A 22,562-nucleotide genomic window follows, 5' to 3' on the forward strand; every position below is an offset into this window, starting at 1 on the left:
ATTTGTTTGGGCAGCGTATTTTTAGCTTCGCAGAAACTGACTTCGTTCATTTTAACTTCGTTGAAGCTAACGCTTTCAGGTAGCCTCGATGGCATGGCAGGCTACCTGAAAAATGGTTACGGCAAGAAAATCCCTGGCTTGCAAATCCGAGAAACATAAGAACAGCTAAGATTTGGTTAGATTTAGATCCAAGCTTAGTTTTCTCAAATTCAATGCGCCTCTTCCCAATTCTCCCCCGCGCCCACTTCCGCCACCAGCGGTACATCCAATAATCCGCCATCGACTTTCGCCATAATCTGCGGCAGTTTTTCTTTCACCAAATCCAGTTCGGCTTCGGGTACTTCCAGAACCAGTTCGTCATGCACCTGCATAATCAGTTTGCTCTTCAGGTCGTCTGAAACCAGCCAGCGGGACACGTCTATCATGGCTCGTTTGATGAGGTCGGAGGCGGTGCCTTGCATGGGGGCGTTGATGGCGGCGCGTTCGGCTCCGGCGCGGGCAACGGCGTTTTTGTTGCGGATGTCGGGCAGGTAGAGCCTTCTGCCGAACAGGGTTTCGACATAGCCTTGGGCGGCGGCTTGTTCTTTGGTGCGCTGCATGTATTCGGCGACGCCTGGGTAGCGGGCGAAGTATCGGTCGATAAAGGTTTTGGCGGACAGGTTGTCTATGCCCAGCGATTTGGCGAGGCCGTATTGTCCCATGCCGTAAATCAGCCCGAAGTTGATGGTTTTGGCGTAGCGGCGTTGTTCGGTCGAGACGTTTTCGGGGGCGATGCCGAATACTTCGGCGGCGGTGCGGCGGTGTACGTCTTCGCCGTTTTGGAAGGCTGCGATGAGGGTTTTGTCGCCGCTCAAATGCGCCATGATGCGCAGCTCGATTTGGGAATAGTCGGCGGATACGATGACGCTGCCTTGCGGTGCGGTGAAGGCGCGGCGGACTTTTCTGCCTTCGGCGGTGCGGATGGGGATGTTTTGCAGGTTGGGGTTGTTGCTTGCCAAGCGTCCTGTAATGGCGACGGCTTGGGCGTAGGTGGTATGCACGCGGTGGTCGCGCGGGGAAATCATTTCGGGCAGTTTGTCGGTGTAGGTGGATTTGAGTTTTGCCAGGCTGCGGTTTTGCAGGATGATTTTGGGCAGGGGGTAGTCGGGCGCGAGCTGTTCGAGCACGGCTTCGTTGGTGGAAATGCCGCCTTTGGCGGTTTTTTTCAGGCCTTTGGTGGGGATGCCCATTTTGTCGAACAGGATTTCTTGAAGCTGTTTGGGCGAGTTGAGGTTGAACGGCTGGCCTGCGGCGGCGTAGGCTTCTTGTTCGAGCTTCATCAGCTCGGTGCCGAGTTCCGCGCTTTGGCGGGCGAGTTCGGCGCGGTCGATTTGCACGCCGTTGCGTTCCATTTCAAACAATACCTGCGCGACGGGCAGCTCCATTTTTTCATACATTTCAAGCTGTTTGGTGTCCATTTGCGCGCGCAGGTGCGCTTCGAGGCGAAGGGCGAAATCGGCGTCTTGGGCGGCGTATTCGGTGGCTTGTTCTAAGGAAACGTCGGAAAAGGAAATGGCTTTCGCGCCTTTGCCGCACAATGATTCGTAGGTAATGGTTTCCAAGCCCAGCCAGCGTTCGGACAATTCGTCCAAGCCGTGTCCGAGATGGCTCTCGATGATGTAGGAAGCGAGCATGGCGTCGCCGGCAATGCCGTTCAGGGCGATGCCGTAGTTGGCGAAAACGTGTTGGTCGTATTTGAGGTTTTGCCCGATTTTTTTCAGGGCGGGGTTTCCCAAATGCGGTTTCAGACGACCTAATACGTCTTGTAAATCAAGCTGTTCGGGTGCGGCGGTCAGGCTGTGGCCTACGGGGATGTAAACCGCTTCGCCTGCTTGGAATGCGATGCTGATGCCGACCAGCGAGGCGTTCATCGCGTCTAGGGATGTGGTTTCCGTATCAATGCCGATTTTTTCCGCCTGCGCCAGTTTGTCCAACAAAGCAGCAAATTGGATTTCGGTGGTAACAGCTTGATAATCCAGTTTTTCGGGGGCGGGGGCATGTTCTATGATTTTTTCAGACGACGTTTCCATGTCCAACGCTGCCTGTTCGCCTATCGTATCGCTGCCGAACAAATCGCCGTCCGCCGCTTCGTGCATACGGCTTTCCGCTTCTTTCAGCCAAGTGCGGAAGCCCCAGCGTTTGAAATCGACTGCAAGCTGCGCCCATTTCGGCGACGTGCGGCGCAGGTTTTCGATGCCGTCTAAAAGCTCGGCGTGCAAATCCACATCGGTTTTAATCGTAACCAAATCATACGACAGCGGCAGTTGGGGCAGAGCGGCTTGCAGGTTTTCGCCCACTTTGCCCTTGATTTCCGCAGCGTGTTCCATTACTCCAGCCAGCGAGCCGTAGGCTTCCAGCCATTTGACAGCGGTTTTCGGGCCGCATTTTTCCACGCCCGGCACGTTATCGACCTTGTCGCCCATCAGCGCGAGATAATCGCGGATTTGGTCGGGGTGCACGCCGAATTTCGCCTTCACGCCTTCAATATCCAGCGTTTCTCCGCTCATCGTGTTCACCAGCGTAACACGCTCGTTTACCAATTGCGCCATATCCTTATCGCCCGTCGAAACAATGACTTGAAAACCATGTTCCGCCCCCTGTTTCGCCAGCGTGCCGATTACGTCGTCCGCTTCGACTTGAGGAATCACCAGAACCGGCCAGCCCATCAACCGCACCAAATCCGGCAAGGCTTCCGCCTGCGGGCGCAAATCGTCCGGCATCGGCGGGCGCGTCGCCTTGTAGTCGGGGAACATCTCGTGGCGGAAATTTTTGCCCTTCGCATCAAACACCACCGCGCAATAATCGTGCACATAATCCGCCCGCAGCCGCCGCAGCATGTTCAACACGCCGTAAAGCGCACCCGTCGGCGCACCGTCGGGCGCGGTCAGTTGCGCCATCGCGTGATAGGCGCGGTAGAGATAGGAAGAGCCGTCAACGAGGAGGAGGGTTTTGCTCATGGGGATAACCGTTTGAGTGAAAGGGAAACAGCGGGATTATAAAGAAGAGGCTACCTGAAAACAAAGCAAACGGTTTTCAGGTAGCCTTTAGGGGAGTGGGCGGGAAGGGCCGGCATAGTTTTCAGGTAGCCTTTTCCACGCCCACAGGCAGCAGCACTACGCGCCCAAGAACCAGAATTTCAACGCCCACAGCACGGCCACGCCCCATACCATCGGCGGCACGTCGCGCTGGCGGCCACAGCACAGTTTCACCACGGCATAGCTGATGAAGCCCATGGCGATACCGTCGGCGATGGAATAGGAGAAGGGCATAAACACGATGGTGAGGAAGGCGGGTGCGGCCTCGGTCATGTCGTGCCAATCGATTTCGGTGGCCGAGCGCATCATCTGCACGCCGATATACAAGAGCGCGGGCGCGGTGGCGAAGGCGGGCACGGCCTGCGCCAGCGGAGAAAACCACAGGCAGGCCAGCATCAGCACGCCCACGGTTACGGCGGTGAGCCCGGTGCGGCCGCCCGCCGCCACGCCGGAAGCGCTTTCCACATAAGGCGTGGTGGAAGAAGTGCCCAGCGCCGCGCCGGCCACGATGGCCACAGAATCGGCAAACAGCGCTTTTTTCAGGCGCGGCAGGCGGCCGTTTTCCAGCAGGCCGGCACGGTGCGCCACGCCCACCAGCGTGCCGGTGCTGTCGAACAAATCCACCAGGAAAAACACGAAAATCACTGCAATCAGGCTACCTGAAAACAGGTCTTTGAAATCCATCTGCATAAAGGTGGGCGCAATGCTCGGAATGGCAGACACCACTTTGTCGAAACGGGTGAGCCCCAGCGGGATAGACAGCAGGGTGATGCCCATGATACCGAGGATGATGGCGCCGCGCACGCGGTAGTAATCCAGCGTGACGATCACGAAAAAGCCCAGCATCGCCAGCAGCATAGGCCAGTTTGGCGCATACGCGCCCGGCTGCCCTTCCACCGGCAGGCGGAACTCGCCCATGTGCACCAGCGTAGCCTCGTTGCCCACAATCACACCCGAGCCTTTGAGCGCAATCAGCGCCAAAAACAGGCCGATGCCCGCCGCAATCGCCATCTTCAGGCTCATCGGCAGCGCGTTTACCAGCATTTCGCGCACCTTCATAAAGCTGAACAAAATGAAGATGATGCCGGAAACAAACACCGCCGCCAGCGCCACCTGCCACGGCACGCCCATGCCCTTGACCACGCTGAAGGTGAAATAGGCGTTCAGGCCCATGCCCGGCGCCAGCGCAATCGGGTAGTTGGCCAGCATGCCCATGATGAAGCAGCCGATGGCCGCCGAAATGCAGGTGGCCACAAACACGGCTCCGAAATCCATGCCGGAGAGCGAGAGCGTGTGCGGGTTTACCACGATGATGTAGCACATGGTGAGGAAGGTGGTGAGCCCCGCCATCAGCTCGGTGCGAATGGTGGTGTTGTTTTCGGAAAGTTTGAAATAGCGGTTGAAGAAGGATTGCATGATGTTTTTCGGGGGTTGGGTTGGGATAAGGGTTTTTCGGGTAATGCTTGGTTGGGTTGGGAAACGGGGTTTTCAGTAGCCTTTCAGAGTTTGCCTGTGGAAGGCTACCTGAAAATTATCTGCGTCATTGGCCTTTACTACCGGAAAGCGCGGCCAATCGTGCGATCCACTCAGTTATCTGCCAGGCTTCGGCAGCCTGGCTGGGATTACGCGCGATCCAAGATTGCGTTTGCTGGTGCAACGGTATCAACTGTTGGCGGTCGTTTGCCTGTCCCAACACTTTTCGCATGATGCCCTGCCCAGCAATATCACGATAAGTGCATAAATCTGCTTTATTTTCCACATAGCACTGCGCGATATAGCCTGTAAACTGCCGCATCACTTGCCCGCGTAATTCGCTTTCCCAGCGTGCGGTTTGCTGCTTGTCTGCAAGCCGGCGATCGAACTCACGCTGCTGTTCCGGCGTCATGGCAAGAAACTGATCTGCTACTAGGTTAGATGTTTGATTAGCCAAATATTGGGCAACAATCTGCGCTTGCCGGGTAAACTCCATCTGGTTCAGCCGTTCGCTATTCTCCGCATAGGCCGGCATAAACAAGCATCCCAAGAATGGCGCCGCCATTATCGCTTTCATTATTGCTCCATTATTTTTCAGGTAGCCTCTGCCCTATTCCACCAGCTCGCCGCGCAGGCTGAAGGTGAAGGCTTCGGTGATTTCAATGTCCACCATCTGGTTGATGAGCGACACGTCGCCGGTGAAGTTCACCACGCGGTTGTTGGCGGTGCGGGCTTGGAGCTGGTCGGGGTCTTTTTTGGAGATGCCTTCCACCAGACAGCGTTGCACCGTGCCGAGCATGGTTTGGTTGATGCGGGCGGTTTCGGCTTCGATGACTTCGTTCAGGGCTTCGAGGCGGCGCACTTTTTCGGCGTGCGGGGTGTCGTCGGGCAGGTTGGCGGCGGGCGTGCCGGGGCGCGGGCTGTAAATAAAGACAAAGCTCAAATCGAAGGCGATGTCTTTCACCAGTTTCAGCGTCTGTTCGAACTCGCGCTCGGTTTCGCCGGGGAAGCCGACGATGAAGTCGCTGCTCAGGCACAAGTCGGGGCGGATGGCACGCAGTTTGCGGATGATGGATTTGTATTCCAAGGCGGTGTAGCCGCGTTTCATCGCGCTCAATACGCGGTCTGAACCGCTCTGAATCGGCAGGTGCAGGTGCGACACCAGCTTGGGCAGGTCGCGGTAGCATTCGATGATGGCGTCGGTAAACTCGCGCGGGTGGCTGGTGGTGAAGCGCATACGCTCGATGCCGGGGATTTCGTGGACGATGCGCAGCAGGGTGGCAAAGTCGCAGATTTCGCCGTTGTCCATTTCGCCGCGATAGGCATTCACGTTCTGCCCCAACAGGTTGATTTCTTTCACGCCCTGTTGCGCCAAGCCGGCGATTTCGGTCAGCACGTCGTTCAGCGGTCGGGAGAATTCTTCGCCGCGCGTATAAGGCACAACGCAGAAGCTGCAATATTTGGAGCAGCCTTCCATAATGGAAACAAACGCGCTGCCGCCGTCCACGCGGGCGGGGGGCAGGTGGTCGAACTTTTCGATTTCGGGGAAGGAGATGTCCACTTGGGAGTGGCCGCTGGTTTCTTTGTCCACAATCATCTGCGGCAGGCGGTGCAGGGTTTGCGGACCGAAGACGACATCGACATAAGGCGCACGCTCGATGATGGCTTCACCTTCCTGTGAGGCGACGCAGCCGGCCACGCCGATGATGAGGTTGGGGTTTTTCTGTTTGAGGGGTTTGATGCGGCCGAGGTCGGAGAATACTTTTTCCTGCGCTTTTTCTCGCACGGAGCAGGTGTTGAACAGGATGATGTCGGCGTTATCGGGTTCGGAAACCTGCTCGATGCCGCCGTGTTCTTCGGCAAGGACGGCGAGCATTTTGTCGCTGTCGTATTCGTTCATTTGGCAGCCGAAGGTGCGGATATAGACTTTTTTCATGGTTTGGTGCTTTCAGGTAGCCCGTAATCGCGGGGCTGATTATTATGCGAAGGCGGCATTATACGCAGTGCGCCGCAGCGTGAAAAGATAAAATCAAATCAATAACAAAATGCTACCACTCAAAATCTGAGGCTACCTGAAAAGGGTTTTTCAGGTAGCCTCAACGCAAGCAGGCGGGCTATTCTCGGTTGCGGCCGCGCCAGAAATAGCGTAGCACAAAGCCGGGGAAGGCAAACACCAGATACAGGCACGCCACCGCCACATAAAACTGCCAATGCTGGCGATGTACGCTGCCGCCCTGTGCTTCCAGCAGATAGGCCAACAGCGCCACAAAGGCAAACCCGGCCAGCAGCTCCGGCAAATGGTGGGCAAACCGTTTTTCAGGTAGCCTTTTGATGCCGAACCAGCGCACGCTCACAAACGGCAGGTTGGCACACACCAACGCCACCAACAGCAGCAGATACATCGCGGCAGTCATCGCCCTACTCCGATTGTTTGGTTAAATCACAACACCTTGCCCAGCGCATACACGCACCAGTCCATCAGCGTGCTCGGCATCAGGCCAAACAGCAGCAGCCCCAGCGCGCACACCGACAAGGCCACCCGGCTGGCTGCCGCCATCGACAGCGGCGCCGTTTCCACGGCCTCATCCATATACATCACCTTCACCACGCGCAGATAGTAGAACGCGCCAATCAGCGACATCACCACCGCAAACACCGCCTGCCACACAAAGCCCTGCCCCAGCAGCGCCCGAATCACGGAAAGCTTGGCATAAAAGCCCGCCAGCGGCGGAATGCCCGCCATACTGAACATCACCAGCAGCATCAGGAAGGCATACCAGGAATGGCGTTGGTTCAGGCCGGCCAAATCGGCGATTTCCTCGCAATCGTGCCCCTCACGCGACAGCAGCATCAACACGCCGAAGCCCGCCATCGCCATCAGCGCATACACCAGCGCGTAGTACAACGCCGCACTGAAGCCGTGCAGGCCGCCCATAAACGCCAGCAGCACGAAACCCATGTGCGACACAGTAGAATACGCCAGCATGCGCTTGATATTGGCCTGCATCACCGCCGCCAGATTGCCCACCAGCAGCGAAGCCACCGCCAGAATATTCAGCATCGGCACCCAGTCGGCGTGCAGCCCGCCCAGGCCGGTAACCAAAATGCGGAAGGCAAACACCGTGGCCGCGATTTTCGGCGCCGTGCCCACCAACGCGGTCACCGCCGTGCTCGAGCCGTGATACACATCCGGCACCCACATATGGAACGGCACCGCGCCCAGCTTGAACGCAATGGCCACCACCACAAACACCAAGCCCAGCTTCAGCAGCCACGGATTGGCCATCTGCGTGAGCCCCGCCGCCAGCACATCGGGCAGCAGCAGCAGCGAGCCGGTGGCGCCGTAGATCATGGAAATGCCGTAGAGCAGCAAGCCGGAAGCCAGCGCGCCGAGCACGAAATATTTCAAGGCCGCCTCGCTGGCGCGCACGTCGTCACGGCGCAGCGCAATCAGCGCATACAGCGACAGCGACAGGATTTCCAAGCCGATATACAGCGTGAGGAAATGGTTGGCGCTCATCATCACGCACATGCCCAGCAGTGCAAACAGCGTGAGCGTGTAAAACTCGCCTTTATAAATCTGGCGCGTTTTCAGGTAGCCCGGCGACAGCGCAAACAGCACCAACACCAGCGCATACACCGCCAGCTTGCCCACATAAGACAAACCGTCAAGCACAAACATGCGGCTGAAGGTTTCCACCGGCTCGCCCGGCCATAAGGCTACCTGAAAAACCGCCGCCGCCAACACAGCCAAAGAAGCCAGACAGGCCGTGATGCCGCGCTTTTCGTCCGGCAGCCACAAATCCACCAGCAGCACCGCGCACAATGCCGCGAGCAGCACGATTTCGGGCATGGCGGGGATTAAGTTCAAATCAGTCCAGTTCATTCACACACCTCAAATCTTGCTTTGCGCCACATGCGCGATCAAATCGTTGGCCGCCTGGTGCACCACGGCGATAAACGGCTCCGGCCACAGGCCCATGCCCAGCACGGCGGCGGCCAGGATGGCCAGCACAGCAAATTCGCGGCGGCCGATGTCTTTCATTTCGGCCACATGCGGGTTGGTCACCGCGCCGAAAATCACGCGCTTATACATCCACAGCGTGTAGGCTGCGCCCAAAATCAGCGTCAGCGCCGCCAGCGCGCCCACAATCAGGTTGTAGTTCACCGCGCCCATAATCACCATAAATTCGCCCACGAAGCCCGATGTGGCGGGCAGGCCGGCGTTGGCCATGGCAAACAGCATCATGAAGGCGGCAAATTTCGGCATCACCGTTACCACGCCGCCGTAGTCGGCAATATTGCGGCTGTGCAGGCGGTCGTACATCACGCCGATGCAGAAGAACATGGCGGCAGACACGAAACCGTGCGAAATCATCTGCATAATCGCGCCTTTCAACGCCCACGGCTGCAATTCCGTCTGATTGGTAAACAGGAACATGCCCAAGGTAACGAAACCCATGTGGCTGATGGAAGAATACGCCACCAGTTTTTTCATATCGGTTTGCACCAGTGCCACCATGCCGATATAAATCACCGCAATCAGGCTGAGCACGATGATGGCGGGCGCGAAATAGCGCGATGCGTCGGGCAGAATCGGCAGGATGAAGCGCAGGAAGCCGTATGCACCGAGCTTCAGTGTAATCGCCGCCAGCACCATCGAACCGCCGGTGGGTGCTTCCACGTGCGCATCGGGCAGCCAAGTGTGCACCGGAAACATCGGCACTTTCACCGCAAACGACAGGAAGAAGGCGGCAAACAGAATCTGCTGGGTAAGCAGCGGAATTTGTTTGATGTTTTGGAAATCGTCAATCGCAAAGCTGCCGCCGGTCTGGAACGACAAATACACCAAGGCCACCAGCATCAGCAGCGAGCCCATCAGCGTGTAGAGGAAGAGCTTCACCGAAGCATACACGCGGCGCGGCCCGCCCCACACGCCGATAATCAGATACAGCGGAATCAGCATGCCTTCAAAGAAAATGTAGAACAGCATGGCATCGCGGGCGGCAAACGCGCCGTTAATCAGACCGGACATAATCAGGAAGGCCGCCATATACTGCGCCACCTTTTTCTGAATCACTTCCCAGCCCGCAATCACCACCATCAGCGTGATAAAGGCGTTCAAAATCACAAACAACACGGAAATGCCGTCCACGCCCAGCGCGTAGTTGATGTTGAGCGCGGGAATCCACGAATAGAACTCGTTGAACTGGTAGCCGCCGCTCAAGCGGTCGAACTGCGTAAACAGCGGCAGCGTTACGGCGAAACCCGCCGCCGCGCCGACCAAGGCCAATATCCGCGCCAAGGGGGCACGGCGGTCGCAGCCGGTGGCCAGCACCAATAGTCCGGCGGCTATCGGCAGCCAGCTTGCCAAGCTGAGAAGGTGGTTGGAAAACATAGTTGTAACCTGCGGTATGAATAAATAAGTCGTTGTTGTTCTGCGTTTGCCGTTTTCAGACGGCCTCTAAACGCTGCCCTCTTTTTCGATGACCAAAATGCGCGCTTCGCCGCGCGGGTGGGCGACGTGTTCCGCGCCGACTCCGGCATAGAAGATGTCGCCGCCGCGCAGCCGAGCCACGCGCTCTTCGCCGTTTTCGCGGTAGTGCATATCGACTTCGCCGCTCATCACGGCAAACACTTCCTCGCCGTCGTTCACATGCCATTGGTATGGCTGGTCGGTCCAGTGCAGGCGCACGGTGGTGCCGTTCAGATTGGCGATGCTGCGCGCGCCCCATGCCCTGTCGGCGGTGAATTCGGCGGCGCGGATGATATCGGTTGCGCTCATTTTTTCCTCTGTGTGGTGTTTTCAGACGGCCTTTTCAGTTTTCAGGTAGCCTTAATGACTTGTTCCATCTGAACGGTTCACTTCCTGATCGAAACGGATAAAGGCGGCAATCATGGCCTGCCACACGGCTTCTGCCACATCGGGCGACAAGCCCGCTGCCGCAGCCTGTTCGCGCCTCGCTGCCAACACCTGCGCCACCCGATCGGGCGCAGCCACGGCCTGCGCGTCGTGCTTGGGTTTCAGACGGCCTGCCTGCGCGACCAACCGTTGTCGTTGTGCCAGCAAATCAATCAGCCGACTGTCCAACGCGTCAATCGCCTGCCGCACTTCGGCCAAGGTATCGGGCAAGCTATCGGCATTCATTTTTCAGGTAGCCTTTATCTGAACCAAAGCTGCCAGAAAAACACCACAATCAGCACCAGCACGCCGGACACCATGGCGGCGGCGTAGGTGTAGATAAAGCCGGTTTGCACGCGGCGCACCTGCCCGGCCACTGCGCCGACCAGTTTGGCCGCGCCGTTTACCAAGCCGTTGTCGATGATGGCGGTATCGACGGCTTTCCAGAAGAAGCTGCCCAGCGCACGCGTGCCTTTGGCAAACACGGCGAAGTAGATGTTGTCGAGGTAGTATTTGTTTTCAAACAGCACATACACCGGGCGGAAGGTCTGCGCGATTTTGGCAGGCAGCTGCGGCGCTTTCACATACAGGAACCACGCGGCCAATACACCGCCGACGGCCAGATACAGCACGGGCGTGTGCAGGCTGTGCGACACCATGCCCATTGCGCCGTGGAACTCTTCCTTCATGATATGCATCACGGGGTGCAGCTCGTGATTGACATAAATCACGTCTTTGAAGAAATCGCCGTACAGCATCGGCTCGATGGCGATGTAGCCAATCATCACGGACGGAATCGCCAGCAAAACCAGCGGCAGGGTAACCACCCACGGGCTTTCGTGCGGGTTGTCGGACGGCTTCAGGCCGTGGTGGTAGCCGTGGTCGTCGTGATGGTCATGCTTGGCCTCGCGCCAGCGTTCTTTGCCGTGGAAAACGATAAAGTATTGGCGGAAGGCGTAAAACGCGGTAACGAACACGCTGGCCAGCACGGCGAAATAGGCAAAACCGCTGCCGGGCAGGTTGCTGGCGTGCACCGCTTCGATAATCGAATCTTTGGAATAGAAACCGGAGAACAGCGGCGTGCCGATGAGGGCGAGGTTGCCCAGCAGCATGGTGAACCAGGTAATCGGCATGTATTTGCGCAGGCCGCCCATATTGCGCATGTCCTGGTCGTGGTGCATGCCGATGATCACGCTGCCCGCCGCCAAGAACAGCAGGGCTTTGAAGAAGGCGTGGGTCATCACATGGAACATGGCCACGGAATAGGCGGACACGCCCAAGGCCACAGTCATATAGCCGAGCTGCGACAGGGTGGAATAAGCCACTACGCGCTTGATGTCATTCTGAATCGTGCCGAGGAAGCACATAAACAGCGCGGTAATCGCGCCAATCACCATAATCACGCTCAACGCGGTGGTGGACAATTCATACATCGGCGACATACGCGACACCATAAACAGGCCGGCGGTAACCATGGTGGCGGCGTGAATCAGCGCAGAAATCGGGGTCGGGCCTTCCATGGAATCGGGCAGCCACACATGCAGCGGGAACTGCGCGGATTTGCCCATCGCGCCGACAAACAGCAACAGGCAGGTGATGGTGATCAAATCCCAGCCGAACAGGGTGCTGCCGACCACGTTGGGCAGATAGGCGAACACGTCGGCATAGCGCAGGCTGCCGCCGAAATAGGCCAGCACGAGGCCGATGCCGAGCACGAAGCCGAAGTCGCCCACGCGGTTCACCAAAAAGGCTTTCAAGTTGGCGAAAATCGCGCTGTCGCGTTTGAAATAGAAGCCGATGAGCAGATATGACACCAAGCCGACCGCTTCCCAGCCGAAAAAGAGCTGGATGAAGTTGTTGGACATAATCAGCATCAACATGCTGAAGGTAAACAATGAGATATAGCTGAAGAAGCGTTGGTAGCCGACTTCTTCGTCCGCCATATAGCCGATGGTGTAGATGTGCACCATCAGCGAGACGGAAGTGACCACCACCATCATCAGCGCGGTGAGGCTGTCCACCAGGAAGCCGACTGAGAAATCCAACCCGTTCATGGTCAGCCAGGTATAGACGTTTTCATCGAACTTGGCGCGGCTGCCGTCGATAAATCCGCACAGCACATAGGCCGACAGCACGGCGGACACGGCCACGCCGAGTATGGTAACCGTGTACGCGCCCCGGCGGCCGATGGTGTTGCCGAACAGCCCGGCCAGCAGGCAGCCGGCCAATGGCGTGAGGGCGATGATGAGGTATAAAGTCATGTCTGTCATAGTGTTGCCATCCTTGCGGATCAATCTTGTTATGTGTGCGGCATATTTTTCAGGTAGCCTTTACGGCTGCCGCATGAGGCTACCTGAAAAACAGCGGTGCGTTTTCAGGTAGCCTGTACCCTAGCCTTTCAGGTTGTCCAAATCACTGATGTTGATGCTGTTCCGGTTGCGGAACACCAGCACCATAATCGCCAGACCTATGGCCGATTCCGCCGCCGCCACGGTGAGCACGAAAAACACGAAAACCTGCCCGGCGGTGTTGCCCAAATATTGCGAAAACGCGATGAAATTGAAGTTTACCGCCAAAAGCATCAGCTCAATCGACATCAGCAGCACCAGCACGTTTTTGCGGTTCATGAAAATGCCCATCGCGCTGATGCCGAACAGCAAGGCGGCCAGCACCAGATAATGCGTAATCGTAATCATGCCTTGCCCTCCTCTTTCGTCTCTGCGTGGCTACCTGAAACTTCTTCCGCAGCCGCTTGCGGCACCTGCACCACGGCTTCCATCTTCACCATGCGCAGGCGGCCCCGATTGGCATCCACCTTCACTTGTTCGGCCGGATCCATACGCTTCGGATTCACCGTTTTACGGTGCACCAGCGCAATCGCCGCCACCATGCCCAACACCAGCAGCACCGCCGCCAGCTCGAAGGGCAGCAGGTAAGTGGTGTAGATTTGGCTGCCCAAATCGCGCACATTGCTGTAATCGGCCGGCACATCCTTCATCGGGCCGAAGGCTGCCAGATTGGTATCCGGCGCAATCAAAATCATGATCAGCGCCACCGCCATCAGCACGCCCACCACGCCGGCCACCGGCGCATGCCGCCAGAAACCGGCGCGCATCTCTTCGATGTCCACGTTCAGCATCATCACCACAAACAGGAACAGCACCATCACCGCCCCCACATACACCACCACCAGCGTGATGCCGAGGAATTCGGCCTGCATCAGCAGCCACATCATCGCGCTGGTGCAGAAAGTGAGCACCAGATAGAGCGCGGCGTGCACCGGATTTTTCGCGGTAACGGTTTGCAGCGCGCCAAACAAGATGATGGCCGCCAGCACATAAAACAGAATCAGGGAAAAAGTCATGTTGGCACTCCCTTAGCGATAAGGCGCATCGGCCGCTTTGCGCTTGGCGATGTCGGCTTCATATTGGTCGCCGATGGCCAGCAAAATCGGCTTGGTCATGTGCAGATCGCCCTTTTTCTCGCCGCAGTATTCGAAAATATGCGTTTCCACAATCGCATCGGTGGGGCAGGCTTCCTCACAGAAACCGCAGAAAATACATTTGGTTAAATCAATATCATAACGCCTGGTGCGGCGCGTGCCGTCTTCGCGCTCCTCGCTCTCGATGTTGATGGCCATCGCCGGGCACACCGCCTCGCACAGTTTGCAGGCAATACAGCGCTCTTCGCCGTTCGGATAGCGGCGTTGCGCGTGCAGCCCGCGGAAACGCACGGATTGCGGCGTTTTCTCCTCGGGAAACATGATGGTTTCCTTGCGGACGAAAAAATTCTTCAGCGTCAGGCCCATGCCCTTCACCAGCTCGCCGAGCAAAAAGGTTTTTACTAAATTAGCCATTGTTATTTATACCCTGTAGTGGGTTGATTCAAATCATTCAATTATTTTTCAGGTAGCCTCATGCAGCCTGCCGGCTACCTGAAAACTATTTCCACAGGCTCAGCGGCGACACCATCCACAAGCCCAAGAACACGATATAGACAAAGCCGATGGGAATCAGCACCTTCCAGCCCAAGCGCATGATTTGGTCATAGCGGTAGCGCGGGAAGGTGGCGCGGATCCACAAGTAGCCGTAGAGCACCATCGCCATCTTGGCAAACATCCAAAACGCGCCCGGCGTGCCGATGATGCCCCAGCTTTGCGGGAAGGGCGACAGCCAGCCGCCGAGGAACATCAGTGCGGTGAGCGCCGCAATCAGAATCATGAAAATGTATTCGGCCAAGAAAAACAGCGCAAAGGCAAAGCCAGAATATTCCACATGGAAACCGGCCACGATTTCCGATTCGCCTTCGGCCACATCGAACGGCGCGCGGTTGGTTTCCGCCACCGCAGAAATCAGATACACGATGAAGATGGGAAACAGCGGCAGCCAGTTCCAGGAAAACACCGAACCGCCGGCGATGCCCGTGGCCTGCGCCGCCACGATGTCGGAAAAATTCATGCTGCCCGACACCATCACCACGCACACCAAAGCCGCACTCATGGCAATTTCGTAGGAAATGCTCTGCGCGGAGGAGCGCATCGCGCCCAAAAACGCATATTTGGAGTTGGAAGCCCAGCCGGCAATAATCACGCCATACACCGACAGCGAAGTAATCATCAGGATATACAGCAAGCCCACATTCACATTAGTGAGCAGCCATTCGCTGGAAAACGGAATCACCGCCCACGCCGCAAACGCCGGCGCCAGCGACATCATCGGCCCGATGTAAAACAAAGCCTTATTCGACAATTTCGGCCGGGTTACCTCTTTAAACAGCAGCTTGAACACATCGGCAAAAGGCTGAATCAAGCCCCACGGGCCGGTTACGTTCGGGCCCACGCGCAGCTGCATAAAGCCGATCACCTTGCGCTCGAAATAAGTCAGATACGCCACCGTTAAAATCAGTGGAATCAAGATGATGACAATCTTCACCAAAATCGACACCACCAATCCGATGTCGCTGCCCGCCGCGCCAAACCAGCCGGCAAACAAGGCTTGGAACCATTCTTGCATGTTTAGCCCCTCCCCAATTCAATTGCGTTCATCAGCCCGCCCAGCACGGCATTGGCCGGATGCAGCGGCAGGTGCACCACATTTTCAGGTAGCCCTTCGTCGGCGCGCACCGTTACCGGCACGCTGCTGCCGTTCTGCTTGGCCACGGCAGCAGCGCCGTCGGCCAAACCCAACGCGGCCAGCGTGTTCGGATGCACCCGGGCCGGCGGCACTTGCGCCTGCACGGTTTGCTGCAAAGGCTCGGAGCGGCGCACAATAGCGTCGGTGTGGTAGATGCCCACCCCGCCCACGCGGGTCAGGCCGGCCGCAGCCGGCGCGGCTTCGCCCTGCCAGCTCACGGCGCTATTCAATTTTTCAGGTAGCCTTTCGGCATCCACGGCTTCGCGCAGCACGGCTTCGCTGCTGTCGTAATCAAAGCCGGCCAAACCGCACACATTGCCCAACACGCGCAACACTTTCCACAGCGGGCGCGAATCGGCATAGCCTTTCAGCACGCCGCGGAACGATTGCAGGCGCCCTTCCATATTGATGAGGCTGCCCGAAGTTTCGGTGAACGGCGCAATCGGCAGCAGCAGGTCGCACACTTCCAGCAGCGTGTCGCTCACGAAGGGCGTGAACGCCATCACGGTTTGCGCTTGTTTTAAGGCGGCCACGGCGGCCGCACCGCCGGCCACGTCGATTTCCGGCTCCACGTTCAGCAGCAGCACGGCTTTCTTCGGCTGCGCCATCATTTGGCCGATGCTGTTGCCCTGATCCACGCCCAACACCTCGGCGCCCACGCTGTTGGCAGCCTGCGGCAGGATGCCCAAAGTGGCGCCGGTGGCGGCGGCCAAGGCTTGGGCGGCAGCATAAATTGCGGCGTAGTCGGGATGGTTTTGCGCTTCGGCACCCAGCACGATGGCGGCCTGTTCGGCGCCGTGCAGGCTGGCGGCCACAGTGGATTGCGGGTCGGCCAGCAGGTTTTTCAGGTAGCCTGCCCAATCGTTCGGGTGGCGCACTTCCTGTGCCAACAAAGGCATATACAACTCTTCGCGCTGCGAGGCGAGCAGGTTCAGCGCCATGCCGTTTTTGGCGGCGCGGCGCAGGCGGGCGGTGAGCAGCGGTTGCTCTTGGCGCAAGGTGGCACCCACCACCAATACCGCGCCGCAGGTGGCCAGGCTTTCGATGCTGCGGCCAAGCCACGGCGCGCCTTGCAGGCTACCCGAAAGCCGGTCGTCTTGCTGGCGCAGGCGGCTGCTGAGATGGCGGATGCCGAGGCCGGCGGCCAGTTTCTTGGCCAAATAGAGCTCTTCCACGGTGTTCATCGGGTTGAGCCACATGGCGGTTTGGCCGTCGCCGTCTTCTTTTTGGATGCATTCCAAGGTTTTGCGCACATATTCCAGCGCGGTAGGCCAATCCACATCGTGCCATTCGCCGCCGTGTTTGATTTTCGGCTGGCGCAGGCGGCTGGCGTGGTTCAGCCCTTCGTAGGCGAAACGGTCGCGGTCGGAAAGCCAGCATTCGTTGACGGCTTCGTTTTCCAACGGCAGCACGCGGCGCACGGTGTGGTCTTTGGTTTGCACGATGAGGTTGCTGCCCAGCGCGTCGTGGGCGGAGATGGATTTACGCCGGTTTAGTTCCCACGAGCGGGCGTTGAAACGGAAGGGTTTGCTGGTGAGCGCGCCCACGGGGCATAAGTCGATGACGTTGCCCGACAATTCGGTTTCCACCACGCGGCCGATAAAGGGCATGATTTCGGAATGTTCGCCGCGGTAGGCCATGGCGATTTCCTGATTGCCGGCGATTTCTTCGGTGAAGCGCACGCAGCGGGTGCAGTGGATGCATCGGCTCATTTCGGCGGCAGACACCAAGGGGCCCATGTCTTTGCCGGCCACGGCGCGTTTGGGCTCGGTGTAGCGGGTGGTGGATTTGCCGTAGCCCATGGCCAAATCTTGCAGCTGGCATTCGCCGCCTTTATCGCAAATCGGGCAGTCGAGCGGATGGTTGATGAGCAGGAATTCCATCACGCCGGATTGCGCTTGGCGGGCTTTGTCGGAATGGGTGCGCACCACCATGCCGTCGGTTACCGGGGTGGCGCAGGCGGGCAGCGGTTTGGGGGCTTTTTCCACGTCCACCAGGCACATGCGGCAGTTGGCGGCGATGGAGAGTTTTTTGTGATAGCAGAAGTGCGGGATATAGGTGCCGAGCTTTTGCGCGGCTTCAATCACCGTGGCGCCCTTCTCTACCGATACTTCCTTACCGTCGATGCTGATTTGTAACATAGCTCTTCCTAGCTATTTAATTCATTGGTTTGCATTTTTCCCCTGCTGGGCAGGGGATACGTTTTCAGCTATCTGATTAATCTTACCCATCTAGCCTGCGTTTTGTTACCGCCACCATTTCGCCTGGAAATCAGGGGAAACGTGGATGGAATTATCTATTTTGTACTGTCCATTTTCCCTAACCAGTTTAAAACGGGCTACCCCGTCCGTCTTGCCGAAATCGGCAGATACCGTATTGCCATGTACGGAGAACTTGGGCGCATTCCATGCAAAGCCGCCGTTACCGGGCTCTGACCAAAGACCGCTGTAGCATCGGGGAATCACTGCGGAGCAGTCTTCATCTGCCTGAAAACGTCTTTTCTCTTGAGCCAACACTGCAATAGCAGAGCGGCTCAGAAAGCGTTTGGTTGCATTTTCGGCTGTTCGTTCCTGAACACACACACCTTTGGCATTGCAGTCCAAAAATCCTTTGACCACTGAAATTTTTTGGGCATCGTCTTGATTTCCGGCCAATGCCTGTTGTGCATTCAATGTGGCAACTACGCTAAACAAAATCCATGCAGCTGTTTTTTTCATTGGTTATTTCCTTGATAAACAGTGATTCAATCAATCTCAAATTTTTCAGGTAGCCTCTTCCACTAGCACCATTGATGCACTTTCATCGGTTTGCCGTGTTCGATGTAGTAGACGAACTCGTGGCGGTAGTGCTTCATGAAGCCGCGCACGGGGAAGACGGCGGCGTCGGCCAGGGCGCAGATGGTGCGGCCGGCCATGTTGTTGCCGATGCTTTCCAGCAATTCGAGATCTTCCATGCGCCCTTGGCCGCTGACGATGCGGTGTACGATGCGGTACAGCCAGCCGGTGCCTTCGCGGCACGGCGTGCATTGGCCGCAGGATTCTTCGTAGTAGAAATAGCTGAGCCGCTCCAAGGCTTTCACCATGCACACGTCTTCGTCCATCACAATCACCGCGCCGGAGCCGAGCATGGAGCCGGCCTTGGCGATGGCGTCGTAATCCATGGTGAGGGTCATCATCATCTCGCCAGGGATAACGGGCGAAGAAGAGCCGCCGGGAATCACGGCTTTCAGCTTTTTGCCGCCGCGCATGCCGCCGGCCATTTCCAGCAGTTCGGCAAAAGGGGTGCCGAGCGGCACTTCATAATTGCCGGGGCGCGCCACGTGGCCGGACACGGAAAACAGCTTGGTGCCGCCGGCGTTTTCGATGCCTTTTGCGGCAAAGGTTGCACCGCTATCGCGGATGATGAAAGGCACGGAGGCGAAGGTTTCGGTGTTGTTGATGGTGGTGGGGCGGCCGTATAGGCCGAAGGAGGCGGGGAATGGCGGTTTGAATCGCGGCTGGCCTTTTTTGCCTTCCAATGATTCGAGCAGCGCGGTTTCCTCGCCGCACACATAGGCGCCGTAGCCGTGGGAGGCGAAGAGCTCGAAATCAAAGCCCAAGCCCATGATGTTTTTACCGAGCAGACCGGCTTGGCGCGCTTCGGCCAGGGCGGCTTCAAAGCGCTGATAGCCTTCGAAAATTTCGCCGTGGATGTAGTTGTAGCCGGCGGTGGCGCCCATCACATAGCCGGCAATAATCATGCCTTCGATCACGGCGTGCGGGTTGAAGAAAATGATGTCGCGATCTTTGAAGGTGCCCGGCTCGCCTTCGTCGGTGTTGCACACCACATACTTGGCGCCTTCGATGTTGCGCGGCATGAAGCTCCATTTCAGGCCGGTGGGAAAGCCTGCGCCGCCGCGGCCGCGCAGGTTGGAGGTTTTGAGTTCGGCGATCAGGTCGTCTTGCGGAATCTTTTCGCTGAGGATTTTGCGCAATGCCTGATAACCGCCGCGCGCCTGGTAGGCGGCCAGCGTCCAGCAATCGGGAGCGGCGGTGTCCACCTGCTCGAAAATCACGCCTGGTTGGTAAATAGCCATGTGTTTGCCTAGCTTGTAAACTTTTGATTCTTATTTATTTCAAGTTTTCAGGTAGCCTGAAAATAGTTTTCCAATGATATGGTTTAATTAGTTATCTCACGAATACGTTTGTAATCGTCTAACTTAACAACCCCATCAGACTCAACCACCTTAATATCAGTTACTCCTCTATAGGGCGCGTCTCGATAAGTTACGCGATACCAACCATTAGCCCTGGGTGTGATGCTGACAATCCCGCTTGCTCCACCGCCATCTTGTGCACTTGTCCGCAAAGCATATGCGGCATAGCAATGCGCAACAGTGCAGTCATATTCATCTCGATATACTGCCTCCAACTTTGCTAACAATCGCTGTGTCGCAACCCTGTTGCCTTGATCGGCTAAATCACCGCCCCCGAATACATAAACACGGTAAAAGTACGTGATAGCCTGCCTAGCCTGCTGTTCACTCACCTCCGCCAATACGGGGGAAGACATCAAAACCATCAATGCAAGCAGTCCCAATTTTTTCATTTGACTCATCCTTTAATGCACTATGCACAATGCAACTTAATCAATGCTCACTAAGGCTACCTGAAAAATTTTCAGGTAGCCTTCAGCACAGCTCGGCCAGTTTCTGGTCGATGGCTTCGTCGGTCATGAAGCTGCACATTTTGTGGTTGTTCACCAGCATCACCGGCGCGTCGCCGCAGGCGCCCATGCACTCGCCTTCCATCAGAGTAAATTTGCCGTCGGGCGTGGTTTCGCCGAAGCCGATGCCGAGTTTTTCCTGCAAATACTGTGCGGTATCCACGCTGCCGCGCAGGGCGCACGGCAGGTTGGTGCAGACAGTGAGCTTGTATTTACCCACCGGTTGCAGGTTGTACATATTATAGAAGGTGGCCACTTCGTAGGCTTGGGCGGCGGTAATGCCGATGTAGTCGGCCACGAAGGCGATGGTTTCGGGGGCAAGCCAGCCTTTTTCCGTTTGCGCGATACGCAGGGCGCCCATGATGGCAGAGCGGCGCTGGTCGGCCGGGAATTTGGCCAGCTCAATATCGATTTGTTTCAGTGATTCTGCGGATAACATTAGCGGTCTACCTCTCCGAATACGATGTCCTGCGTGCCGATGATGGCAACAACGTCGGACAGCATGTGGCCGCGTGCCATTTCGTCCATGCCTTGCAGGTGGGCGAAGCCGGGGGCGCGGATTTTCAGGCGGTAGGGTTTGTTGGCGCCGTCTGAAATAATATAGATGCCGAACTCGCCTTTGGGGTGCTCGACAGCAGTGTAGGTTTCGCCTTCGGGCACGTGCATGCCTTCGGTGAACAGTTTGAAATGGTGGATCAAATCTTCCATGCCGGTTTTCATTTCGGTGCGCTTGGGCGGGGCGACTTTGTGGTCGTCCACAATCACCGGGCCGGGATTGACGCGCAGCCATTCGGCGCATTGCTTGATGATGCGCACAGACTGGCGCATTTCATTGATGCGGCAGAGATAGCGGTCATAGCAATCGCCGTTTACCCCGACGGGAATATCGAAATCCATTCGGTCGTAAACTTCGTAGGGCTGTTTTTTGCGCACATCCCATTCGATGCCGGAACCGCGCAGCATCACGCCGGTAAAGCCTTTTTGCATGGCGCGCTCGGGCGAAACCACGCCGATGCCGACAGTACGCTGTTTCCAGATGCGGTTGTCGGTGAGCAGGGTTTCCAAATCGTCAATGCGCGAAGGGAAACGATCGCAGAAAGCATCGATGAAGTCGAGCATGCTGCCTTCACGCCAGGCATTCAGCTCTTTCAACACCTTGGCGCTGCGGTATTTGCTCGGCTCGTACTTAGGCATGAAATCAGGCAGATCGCGGTACACGCCGCCGGGGCGGAAATAGGCTGCGTGCATGCGCGCGCCGGAAACGGCTTCATACAAATCCATCAGGTCTTCGCGGTCGCGGAAGGCATACAGGATGGCGGTCATGGCGCCGATATCGAGCGCATGCGAACCCACGCCCATCAAATGGTTCAGGATGCGGGTAACCTCCGCAAACATGGTGCGGATATATTTGGCACGAATGGGAATTTCAATGCCCAGCAGCTTTTCTACAGCCAGGCAATAGGCCTGCTCGTTGACCATCATGGAAACGTAGTCCAAACGATCCATATACGGCAGGGCCTGCAGATAGGTTTTGGTTTCGGCCAGTTTTTCGGTGCCACGGTGCAGCAGGCCGATATGCGGGTCGGCGCGCACGATGGTTTCGCCGTCCAGCTCCAAAATCATGCGCAATACGCCGTGCGCGGCCGGATGCTGCGGACCGAAGTTGATGGTGTAGTTTCTCAGTTTAGTGGCCACCGTAATTCTCCTCACGGACGACACGCGGCGTGATTTCGCGCGGCTCGATGGTTACCGGCTGGTACACCACCCGTTTTTCTTGCTCGTCGTAGCGCATTTCCACATAACCAGAAACGGGGAAATCTTTGCGGAAGGGATAGCCGACAAAGCCGTAGTCGGTCAGGATACGGCGCAAATCAGGATGACCTTCAAACATAATCCCATATAAATCAAAGGCCTCACGCTCATACCAATCGGCGCTGTTATAAATATCAACCACCGAGCTCAACACCGGGAAATCATCATCTGCCACCCACACACGCACTCGAATACGCTGGTTGTTTTGCAGCGACAACAGCTGACTGACCACGGCAAAGCGCTGGCCTTCCCATGGCTCGTTTTTATATTCGCTGTAGTCCACGCCGCACAAATCAAGCAACAATTCAAAGTGCATGGATTCGTGATCGCGCAGCAGCTGCATAATTTCGCGGTAGTTCCCGGCTTGGGCTTCCACCGTGACTTCACCAAACGCCAAAATCACTTTCTCTGCTTTGTCGCCCAGCAGGTTTTGTACGGCAAGATACAAATCGTTTACATGCATGG

Annotated in this window: 21 protein-coding genes; all 21 read right to left on the reverse strand. The window is 57.1% G+C overall.

The annotated features are described in order from the left end of the window. Nucleotides 1-209: 209 nt before the first annotated feature. The 21 genes from polA to A7P95_RS08720 all read right to left on the reverse strand — a co-directional run bounded on the left by polA (nt 210) and on the right by A7P95_RS08720 (nt 22,560). On the reverse strand, nt 210-2,996 hold the full coding sequence (gene polA / locus A7P95_RS08620) for a DNA polymerase I (protein ID WP_067594035.1): 2,787 nt from the start codon (nt 2,994-2,996) through the stop codon (nt 210-212). 156 nt (nt 2,997-3,152) lie between these two features. Next, a complete protein-coding gene (locus A7P95_RS08625) occupies nt 3,153-4,490 on the reverse strand; it encodes an NCS2 family permease (protein WP_067594037.1) in 1,338 nt (445 codons plus the stop codon). Between the two features lie 124 nt (nt 4,491-4,614). Then, entirely contained in the window at nt 4,615-5,124 is a 510-nt protein-coding gene (locus A7P95_RS08630) for a hypothetical protein (protein ID WP_067594040.1), read from the reverse strand. 33 nt (nt 5,125-5,157) lie between these two features. Beyond that, nucleotides 5,158-6,483, reverse strand: a complete 1,326-nt coding sequence (gene miaB / locus A7P95_RS08635) for a tRNA (N6-isopentenyl adenosine(37)-C2)-methylthiotransferase MiaB (RefSeq protein ID WP_067594043.1) — start codon at nt 6,481-6,483, stop codon at nt 5,158-5,160. A gap of 178 nt (nt 6,484-6,661) precedes the next feature. Further along, complete coding sequence (locus A7P95_RS08640) at nt 6,662-6,961, reverse strand: DUF2818 family protein (protein ID WP_067594046.1); 300 nt, start codon at nt 6,959-6,961, stop codon at nt 6,662-6,664. 26 nt (nt 6,962-6,987) lie between these two features. Beyond that, nucleotides 6,988-8,433, reverse strand: a complete 1,446-nt coding sequence (gene nuoN, locus A7P95_RS08645) for an NADH-quinone oxidoreductase subunit NuoN (RefSeq protein ID WP_067594049.1) — start codon at nt 8,431-8,433, stop codon at nt 6,988-6,990. Between the two features lie 9 nt (nt 8,434-8,442). Further along, a complete protein-coding gene (locus A7P95_RS08650; RefSeq protein ID WP_067594051.1) occupies nt 8,443-9,945 on the reverse strand; it encodes an NADH-quinone oxidoreductase subunit M in 1,503 nt (500 codons plus the stop codon). A gap of 66 nt (nt 9,946-10,011) precedes the next feature. Then, nucleotides 10,012-10,332 (reverse strand): cupin domain-containing protein, encoded by a 321-nt coding sequence (locus tag A7P95_RS08655; RefSeq protein ID WP_067594054.1) that lies wholly within the window; start codon nt 10,330-10,332, stop codon nt 10,012-10,014. A gap of 51 nt (nt 10,333-10,383) precedes the next feature. Then, nucleotides 10,384-10,695: a chorismate mutase gene (locus tag A7P95_RS08660; RefSeq protein WP_067594057.1), complete on the reverse strand. Its 312-nt coding sequence runs from the start codon at nt 10,693-10,695 to the stop codon at nt 10,384-10,386. 14 nt (nt 10,696-10,709) lie between these two features. After that, complete coding sequence (gene nuoL, locus A7P95_RS08665) at nt 10,710-12,719, reverse strand: NADH-quinone oxidoreductase subunit L (protein WP_067594061.1); 2,010 nt, start codon at nt 12,717-12,719, stop codon at nt 10,710-10,712. Nucleotides 12,720-12,839: 120 nt separating this feature from the next. Then, the gene (gene nuoK / locus A7P95_RS08670) at nt 12,840-13,145 is read right to left on the reverse strand and encodes an NADH-quinone oxidoreductase subunit NuoK (protein WP_067594063.1); all 306 of its coding nucleotides are present in this window, start codon (nt 13,143-13,145) and stop codon (nt 12,840-12,842) included. Continuing rightward, nucleotides 13,142-13,813, reverse strand: coding sequence for an NADH-quinone oxidoreductase subunit J (locus A7P95_RS08675; protein WP_067594066.1), 672 nt, complete (start codon nt 13,811-13,813; stop codon nt 13,142-13,144). The genes nuoK and A7P95_RS08675 overlap by 4 nt, the downstream gene beginning before the upstream one ends. Nucleotides 13,814-13,825: 12 nt before the next feature. Next, nucleotides 13,826-14,305 (reverse strand): NADH-quinone oxidoreductase subunit NuoI, encoded by a 480-nt coding sequence (gene nuoI, locus A7P95_RS08680; RefSeq protein WP_067594069.1) that lies wholly within the window; start codon nt 14,303-14,305, stop codon nt 13,826-13,828. 85 nt (nt 14,306-14,390) lie between these two features. Next, on the reverse strand, nt 14,391-15,461 hold the full coding sequence (nuoH, locus tag A7P95_RS08685) for an NADH-quinone oxidoreductase subunit NuoH (protein ID WP_067594072.1): 1,071 nt from the start codon (nt 15,459-15,461) through the stop codon (nt 14,391-14,393). 2 nt (nt 15,462-15,463) lie between these two features. After that, on the reverse strand, nt 15,464-17,722 hold the full coding sequence (gene nuoG / locus A7P95_RS08690) for an NADH-quinone oxidoreductase subunit NuoG (RefSeq protein WP_067594075.1): 2,259 nt from the start codon (nt 17,720-17,722) through the stop codon (nt 15,464-15,466). 105 nt (nt 17,723-17,827) lie between these two features. Further along, nucleotides 17,828-18,298: a hypothetical protein gene (locus tag A7P95_RS08695; RefSeq protein WP_067594078.1), complete on the reverse strand. Its 471-nt coding sequence runs from the start codon at nt 18,296-18,298 to the stop codon at nt 17,828-17,830. Nucleotides 18,299-18,360: 62 nt separating this feature from the next. Then, nucleotides 18,361-19,656 carry an NADH-quinone oxidoreductase subunit NuoF gene (gene nuoF, locus A7P95_RS08700; RefSeq protein ID WP_067594081.1) on the reverse strand — a complete coding sequence of 432 codons (1,296 nt, stop codon included), beginning with the start codon at nt 19,654-19,656 and terminating at the stop codon, nt 18,361-18,363. A gap of 83 nt (nt 19,657-19,739) precedes the next feature. Then, nucleotides 19,740-20,168, reverse strand: a complete 429-nt coding sequence (locus A7P95_RS08705; RefSeq protein ID WP_067594084.1) for a hypothetical protein — start codon at nt 20,166-20,168, stop codon at nt 19,740-19,742. Nucleotides 20,169-20,250: 82 nt separating this feature from the next. After that, nucleotides 20,251-20,724 carry an NADH-quinone oxidoreductase subunit NuoE gene (gene nuoE, locus A7P95_RS08710; protein WP_067594087.1) on the reverse strand — a complete coding sequence of 158 codons (474 nt, stop codon included), beginning with the start codon at nt 20,722-20,724 and terminating at the stop codon, nt 20,251-20,253. Further along, complete coding sequence (gene nuoD / locus A7P95_RS08715; protein WP_067594090.1) at nt 20,724-21,980, reverse strand: NADH dehydrogenase (quinone) subunit D; 1,257 nt, start codon at nt 21,978-21,980, stop codon at nt 20,724-20,726. The genes nuoE and nuoD overlap by 1 nt, the downstream gene beginning before the upstream one ends. Beyond that, nucleotides 21,970-22,560, reverse strand: a complete 591-nt coding sequence (locus A7P95_RS08720; RefSeq protein WP_067594093.1) for an NADH-quinone oxidoreductase subunit C — start codon at nt 22,558-22,560, stop codon at nt 21,970-21,972. Before A7P95_RS08720 ends, nuoD begins: the two co-directional genes overlap by 11 nt. Nucleotides 22,561-22,562: the final 2 nt, after the last annotated feature.

The sequence above is a fragment of the Eikenella longinqua genome (assembly GCF_001648355.1).
Taxonomy (GTDB): domain Bacteria; phylum Pseudomonadota; class Gammaproteobacteria; order Burkholderiales; family Neisseriaceae; genus Eikenella; species Eikenella longinqua.